Here is a 7,595-nt window from a genome sequence, read left to right as displayed (position 1 = left end):
ATTTACAATTACAGATCTAGTAATACCAACTCTATCTGCAACTTTTGATGCGATTAATAGGCCTTCCGTACCGCCAAGTTCTTCAAAGATATGTTCAATCGCTTCTTTTTCAGAATAAGATAATGAATTAATTGCCATTGTAATAGCAGCTTTATCGCGCGCTTCTTTTTCTACTTCACTATGCTTCTCACGTAAGATTTCCATACCAATAACTGTAGCAGCATATTCACCTAGTACCAAATCATTTTCATTAAAATCATCATGTACTCGACCAAGTACTAATGTACCTAATCTTTCTCCTCCACCTAAAATTGGGAAGATAGTTGTACGACTATCTATGAATAATTCTCTGTTTTCAGGTGGGAATACTGTTAATACATTGTCGATATCAATATTTGATTCTGTTTGTTTAACTTCCATTAATCGTTCTGTATATTCACTTGGAATATGTCTTTCTTCCAACATTTGAATAATTCTTTGACTTTTTAATAATTCATTTAGACTCGACCCTAAAATTTTACCTCGACGCGATACAATAAATACATTTGTTACAGTTACGCTACTAATCGTTTGTGCTACATCTTTAAAATCAACCGCAATACCTTTGTGTTTTTGAAGTAACGTGTTTAACTCTCTCGTTTTAGATAATAAGCTCATGAATTTTTCTCCTTTTGTATATTTTTATAGAATAAATGCACTTAAATCTTTATTTGTTGAAATTGATTTTAATTTATCATCAACATATTGTGGGGTAATATCTACAACTGCATTCGGCATACTTGGTGCTTCGAATGATAAATCTTCTAGCATCTTTTCTAAAATTGTATGAAGTCGACGTGCACCAATGTTGTCTGTATCTTGATTTACTTGATAAGCAATCTCAGCTAAGCGAGTAATTGCTTCATCGGTAAAGTTTACAGTAACTTCTTCTGTTTGAAGCAATGCTTCATATTGTTTAATTAATGACAATTTTGGTTCTGTCAAAATTCTTACAAAATCTTCTACCGATAAACTATCAAGTTCAACTCTAATCGGAAAACGACCTTGCAATTCTGGTATCAAGTCACTCGGCTTAGATACATGGAAAGCTCCAGCACCTATAAACAGCATATGTTCAGTATTCACAGTACCATATTTGGTTTGAATAACGCTACCTTCAAGTATAGGTAAAATATCTCTTTGAACACCTTGTCTTGAGACATCTTGACCACTATTATGATTATTCGTCGCAACTTTGTCGATTTCATCTATAAAGATGATACCCATTTGTTCTGCTAATTCAAGCGCTTCTTGGTTAGCGCTTTCTTGATCAATTAGTTCATCCGCATAACTATCAGCTAAGATTTTCCTTGCCGTCTCAACAGCAACTTCTCGCTCAACTTTCTTTTTAGGCATTAATTGATTCATCATCTCTTGCATTTGCTGATTTTGATTTGTACCTAGCATACCTAAAGCACCAGGATCTTGTTCGACTTTAATTCTTACCTTTTCTTTTTCAAGTTTGCCTTCTTCTAGCTGTCTCTTAATTTCAGAACGTTTTGTTTTAATTTCCTCAGTAGGTGGTTCTTCTTCATCTTCGTTATTTTGTCCGAAATTTGGAATTGCACCTCCGAAAAGTGACTCTAAAGGATTATTCGTTTGAGACGCTTTCTTTTTCATACTTGGAACTAATAACTTAACAAGTTTTTCATTGGCCTTAGCTGTTGCTTCATCTTGTACCAATGATTTTTTCTGCGCCTTGACTAATCTTACTGAAACATCAACAAGATCTCTAACCATACTTTCAACATCTCGTCCTACATAACCTACCTCAGTAAATTTAGTAGCTTCTACTTTTATAAATGGCGCGCCAACAACTTTGGCCATTCTTCTTGCAATTTCAGTTTTACCAACGCCGGTTGGTCCAATCATCAAAATATTTTTAGGTGAAATTTCTTGCTTTGATTCCTCATCTAATAAACTTCTTCTGTATCGATTACGTAGGGCAATTGCCACTTTACGTTTAGCATCATTTTGTCCAACGATATATTCATTTAATTTAGATACGATTTCTTTTGGAGTTAATCTTATTCCAGCTGTATCCATTAATTTCATTCCTCCGTCTTTTAACTAAAATTAATTGGTCGTAATTATTTATCGTGCTCTGATTATTATAGTGTTTCAACAACAATATTATCGTTGGTAAAGACACAAATATCAGCCGCTACTTTCAAGCTCTCATATGCCATTTCTTCAGCAGACAAATGCGATGCATGGCGTTTCAATGCACGTCCTGCGCTTAATGCGTAGTTGCCTCCTGATCCAATAGCGATAAGGTCATCATCTGGGGCAATAACTTCGCCAGTTCCACTGACAACTAAAATAGCATCTTTATCCATTACAATTAGCATAGCTTCTAATTGACGTAATTGTTTATCGCCTCGCCATTCTTGTGCCAATTCAACAGCAGCTCTTTCTAAGTTACCACTAAACTGTTGTAATTTTGTTTCAAATTTTTCAAATAACGTAAACGCATCTGCTACACTACCTGCGAAACCAGCTAACACTTTACCTTCATATAAACGTCGCACTTTTCTTGCCGTTTGTTTCATGATGACTTGTTGACCAAGCGTTACTTGTCCATCTCCAGCCATAGCTGCTTTCCCATTATGTCTTACAGCATAAATTGTTGTTGCATGTAATGTTGTATTACTCATGTTTCATTCTCCTTTTTCGCTCGAGGATGTGCATTTAGATACACTTTTCTTAATTGTTGGTTAGATACGTGTGTATATTTACCAGTTGTTGACAAATTAACATGACCTAATAACGATTGTACTGTTCTTAGGTCTGCACCTTGATTCAATAAATGCGTTGCAAATGTATGTCTGAGCTTGTGGGGATGAATCTCACTTACGCCTGCTGTTCGTTTAACAATATCATTTAAAACATATCGTACACCGCGTTCAGTGATTGCTTCACCCTTCATATTTACAATAAGAAAATCATGATTGCATGACTGAATTGGTTTGAAATGTTCTAAATAATTTTCGATGCTTTGTCTACAATAAGCACCAAACGGTACAAAGCGCTCTTTGCTCCCTTTTCCTAATACGGTAACACCATTCGCGTAAAAATCTATATCTTGTTTTTTAATATTAACTAATTCCGAAACACGGATACCTGTAGCATATAACAATTCAAGAATAACTCGATCCCGTAAACTTTTTGAAGTGTCCTCTTCTACAGTTTTAAATAACGCTTCCATTTCTTCTTCGTAAAAGAATTGCGGAAGATATTTTTCTTTTTTCGGATGTACTAATTGAACAAATGGATTAATAATGTTCTCATCAAGCGTCATCCAATATTCATAGAAAGTTCTTAACGTTGAGATTTTACGAGAAACAGATGTTCTTTTCAAATGATTTGAATATAAATAGCTCAAATAATTTCTAGCATCTCTGTATTCAAAAGTTTTCAACTGTAAATGTTCTTGTTCTAAAAATTGATTAAACTGAATTAAGTCATCTTGATATGATTTCAATGTATGTTCCGAAAAATTCCGTTCAACTTTCAATGTATTTAAAAACGCTTCTTGAATATGATTCAATACATTTACCCTCCATCAATAAGAATTGTAGCATATACAGCAAAGGGCTTACAGTAATTTGATAATCAATTCTAAATCTTTTGAGAATTAAATAATTGTAACTAATCGGAAAACCTGTTAATTAGAATACCTCTTTTTTAAATTAATTACTAAAAGTCTTTATTAATAGCCTTGCCATTTATTATTTCATTGCCTTTTAAATAAAGTTTATTTAAAACATTCTCTTACATGTTACATCAATCAACTTATTGCGTGTTATTTATTTAGATATTTTTTGAATGCGAATTCTAAATTGTCAGAAATACGTAACAATTCCAAAATTAAAAAGACTAGGATAAGTATTTTCCATTTAGAAAGTCATTACTTACTCGTTGATGACTTAAGAATGAATAGCATATCTAGTCTTTCTAACTATTTTATAAAGTTTTTTTGAAATTTTCTAAGTAATCCAAAGCTCTATTAGCTTGTGCTTCATAGCGTTCTTTTTTATCTTTAATTCTAGTTTCTAAAGATGGTAATAACCCGAAGTTAGCATTCATAGGTTGGAAATTCTTATTATTTTTAGCATGAGAAATATAGTAAGCCATACTTCCAATCATCGTTTCTCTAGGAAATACTACCTCACCTTTGCCTAATATTTTATGCGCAAGATTGATACCTGCAACTAAGCCGCTAGCTGCGCTTTCTACATAACCTTCAACACCAGTCATTTGTCCCGCAAACTGTATGTTTGGTTGTGAAATCAATTCATATTTCTCGTTTAATACGTCCGGTGAGTTAATGAAGGTATTTCTATGCATCACACCATATCTAACAATATCAACATTTTCTAAACCTGGAATTAATTTAATAACTTCTTTTTGAGCTCCCCATTTTAAATGCGTTTGGAAGCCGACAATATTGTAGAGTGTGCCAGCAGCATCATCTTGTCTTAATTGAACCACTGCATAAGGACGTTTCCCAGTCTTTGGATCTTCTAATCCTACTGGTTTCATTGGTCCAAATAGTAATGTCTTGCGTCCGCGTTCTGCCATTACTTCAAAAGGCATACAACCCTCGAAATATTTTTCTTTTTCAAATGAATTTACAGGCGCAACTTCAGCTTCTAATACTGCATCATAAAAGCGATTAAATTCATCCTCAGTCATAGGACAGTTTAAATATGCAGCTTCACCTTTATCATAACGGGACTTTAAGTAAACTTTATCCATATCAATAGATTCTTTTTCAATAATTGGAGCAGCCGCATCATAGAAATAAAGTTGATCTTTACCAGTAATGTCCACTATTTCTTGCGCAAGGGTTTCTGTAGTAAGTGGTCCTGTTGCGATAATTGTGTATCCATCTGGAATGGCATTAATTTCTTCATTAATAACTGTGATATTTTCATGATTTTTAAGTGTTTCAGTAATATAACCTGAAAAATCGTGTCTATCAACTGCTAATGCACCACCAGCTGGAACTCGTGCCTTATCAGCCGCTTCAATAATTATAGAATTCAATCTTCTCATTTCTTCTTTTAAAACACCCACACCATTAGTTAAAGCATTTCCTCGTAATGAATTGGAACATACAAGTTCCGCAAATTTATCAGTATGGTGCGCTGGTGTTTGTTTAACAGGTCTCATCTCTATTAGATTAACTTTAATTCCTCTTTCAGCTAATTGATATGCCGCTTCTGAACCGGCAAGACCAGCACCTATTACATTTACAGTTTGAGTCATTTCTATACTCCTTTTATTGTCATTTATGTCTTTTAATTATGTTGTTATGTTTATATTATCCGCACTTATTTAGATTAATCCATTACTATCTTTAAAATAAGATTCACTAATGATTCTATTTAACAACCTTAAAATGTATCTAGGAAATAAAAATATTATTTCTGCGCTGCCTCTTTATAATCGCAATTTGAACATATTACTTGTGTTGTCTTGCCTTTTTTATTTTCAACAAGATATTGGTTACATTTTGGACAATCTCTTCCAATCGGCTTATCCCAAGAGATAAAGTCGCATTCAGGATATTTCGAACATCCATAAAAGACACGATTCTTTTTAGATTTTCTTTCTACGACGTCACCATCATTACATTTTGGACATTTAACACCAATAGACTTAACTATCGCTTTTGTATTACGACAATCCGGGAAGTTTGAGCAAGCCATGAACTTACCATAGCGTCCCATTTTTATAACCATAGGAGAACCACAAACTTCACAGTCTTCACCGGCTGGCTCATCTTTGATTTCAATCTTTTCCATCTCTTCTTCAGCACGTTCAACATCTTGTTTAAAGCTACTAAAGAAACCGTCGATTACTTTTCTCCATGTAATGTCGCCTTCTGCAATCTTATCAAGTAACGTTTCCATATTCACTGTGAATTCCACATCAATAATCTCTGGGAAGTATTCTTTCACTTGTTCATGAACTATTTCTCCCAACTCAGTAGGAACAAAACGCTTACTTTCTAATTTGACATAGTTACGCTTTTGAATCGTATCTATTGTCGGTGCATAAGTTGATGGTCGCCCAATTTTCAATTCTTCTAGTGTTTTTACTAATCTCGCCTCAGTATATCTTGGAGGTGGTTGTGTATAGTGTTGAGCTGGTTCAATTTGAGTTGCTGTGACTTTATCACCTTGCTCTAATTTAGGCAGTTTATTTTCCTTTTCGCTATCACTATCATCTTTAGTTTCTACATAAAGTGTCATAAATCCTTTAAACTTGATTGTTTGACCATTCGCTCTAAATTTAATGTCACCTTGTGTTATGTCTAATGAGACTGTATCAAGTATTGCTGGAGCCATTTGACTAGCAACAAATCGTTCCCAAATTAATTTGTATAATCGGTATTGGTCTTTCGTCAAAAATGACTTCATATCATCTGGCGTACGCATAGTACTTGAAGGTCTAATAGCCTCATGGGCATCTTGGTCACCTTGTTTCCCTGATGCTTTACGTTTAGAAGTGTAAGATTCACCGTATTTATCAGTTATATACTGTTTTGCTTCAGCTTTGGCAGTATCTGAAATACGTGTAGAATCGGTTCTCATATATGTTATTAAACCAATCGTACCTTGTTTTTTCAAATCTATACCTTCATATAATTGTTGTGCGACCATCATTGTTTTTCTTGCTTTAAAGTTTAATTTACGTGCCGCCTCTTGTTGTAATGTAGAAGTTGTAAATGGGTTTGCTGGATTACGCGTTTTTTCTTTTTTAGTCACGTTTGTAATTTCGAATTGATCTCCATCTAGTGCAGCTGTAATTTTCTCAACATCTTTTTTCGTTTTTAATTTAAAAGGTTTATTTTTATAATGAAGGAATTTAGCATTGAATTTTGATTTTTTGTATCTAAATTCTCCTTCAATAGTCCAATATTCTTCTGGTTTAAAGTTTCGAATTTCATTTTCACGGTCAATGACTAAACGAAGTGCAACAGATTGAACTCGACCCGCTGACAAACCTTTTTTTACTTTTTTCCATAGAACTGGCGAGATGTTATAGCCAACCAATCTATCTAATATTCGACGCGCTTGTTGTGCATCGACTAAGTTCATTTCAATTTCTCTAGGATTTTTAAAACTTTCTTTAACAGCGTCTTTAGTTATTTCGTTGAAAACAACGCGATTTTCTTTAGAATCTTCAAGCTCTAAAATTTTTGATAAATGCCAAGCAATTGCTTCACCTTCACGGTCGGGGTCACTTGCGAGAAAGACGTTTTTCGCTTTTTTTGCATGTTTTTTCAATTCTTTTACAACAGGACCTTTTCCGCGTATTGTTATATATTTTGGTTCGTAATTATCTTCAGTGTCGACACCCATTTGACTTCTTGGTAAGTCTCTGACGTGTCCCATTGAAGCTATAACTTTATATTTCTTACCTAAATACTTTTCAATGGTTTTTGCTTTTGCAGGCGATTCAACAATGACTAAATTATCTGCCAATGTCATTTCCCCCTCGCTAATCTAATTACTAAAGATAAATGATAAACGCTTAATTTT

Annotated in this window: 6 protein-coding genes; all 6 read right to left on the bottom strand. The window is 33.9% G+C overall.

Going from position 1 to position 7,595, the window contains the following annotated elements; all coding sequences use genetic code 11:
- Positions 1–657, bottom strand: a 657-nt coding sequence (gene codY / locus IDG64_RS09725; protein ID WP_206171314.1) for a GTP-sensing pleiotropic transcriptional regulator CodY, incomplete at its 3' end; no start/stop codon positions are given.
- A gap of 24 nt (positions 658–681) precedes the next feature.
- A complete protein-coding gene (gene hslU / locus IDG64_RS09720; protein WP_000379054.1) occupies positions 682–2,085 on the bottom strand; it encodes an ATP-dependent protease ATPase subunit HslU in 1,404 nt (467 codons plus the stop codon).
- Positions 2,086–2,150: 65 nt separating this feature from the next.
- Positions 2,151–2,696 carry an ATP-dependent protease subunit HslV gene (gene hslV, locus IDG64_RS09715; protein ID WP_000072681.1) on the bottom strand — a complete coding sequence of 182 codons (546 nt, stop codon included), beginning with the start codon at positions 2,694–2,696 and terminating at the stop codon, positions 2,151–2,153.
- Positions 2,693–3,589 (bottom strand): tyrosine recombinase XerC, encoded by an 897-nt coding sequence (xerC, locus tag IDG64_RS09710; protein ID WP_001015602.1) that lies wholly within the window; start codon positions 3,587–3,589, stop codon positions 2,693–2,695. The genes hslV and xerC overlap by 4 nt, the downstream gene beginning before the upstream one ends.
- Before the next feature lie 416 nt (positions 3,590–4,005).
- Positions 4,006–5,313, bottom strand: a complete 1,308-nt coding sequence (trmFO, locus tag IDG64_RS09705) for a methylenetetrahydrofolate--tRNA-(uracil(54)-C(5))-methyltransferase (FADH(2)-oxidizing) TrmFO (protein WP_000195254.1) — start codon at positions 5,311–5,313, stop codon at positions 4,006–4,008.
- A gap of 155 nt (positions 5,314–5,468) precedes the next feature.
- Positions 5,469–7,544 (bottom strand): type I DNA topoisomerase, encoded by a 2,076-nt coding sequence (topA, locus tag IDG64_RS09700; protein WP_001557331.1) that lies wholly within the window; start codon positions 7,542–7,544, stop codon positions 5,469–5,471.
- Between the last annotated feature and the right edge of the window lie 51 nt (positions 7,545–7,595).

This window comes from Staphylococcus sp. EG-SA-15, assembly GCF_017151895.1.
GTDB classification, from domain to species: Bacteria; Bacillota; Bacilli; order Staphylococcales; family Staphylococcaceae; genus Staphylococcus; species Staphylococcus aureus.
Note: the sequence above shows the minus strand (reverse complement) of the source record. Positions and strands in the feature narration are given on the sequence as shown.

Bases quoted from the DNA above. Each gene is read 5' to 3' on its own strand.
- hslU (WP_000379054.1), bottom strand. From the start codon at position 2,085: ATGGATACAGCTGGAATAAGATTAACTCCAAAAGAAATCGTATCTAAA.
- hslV (WP_000072681.1), bottom strand. From the start codon at position 2,696: ATGAGTAATACAACATTACATGCAACAACAATTTATGCTGTAAGACAT.
- trmFO (WP_000195254.1), bottom strand. From the start codon at position 5,313: ATGACTCAAACTGTAAATGTAATAGGTGCTGGTCTTGCCGGTTCAGAA.
- topA (WP_001557331.1), bottom strand. From the start codon at position 7,544: ATGACATTGGCAGATAATTTAGTCATTGTTGAATCGCCTGCAAAAGCA.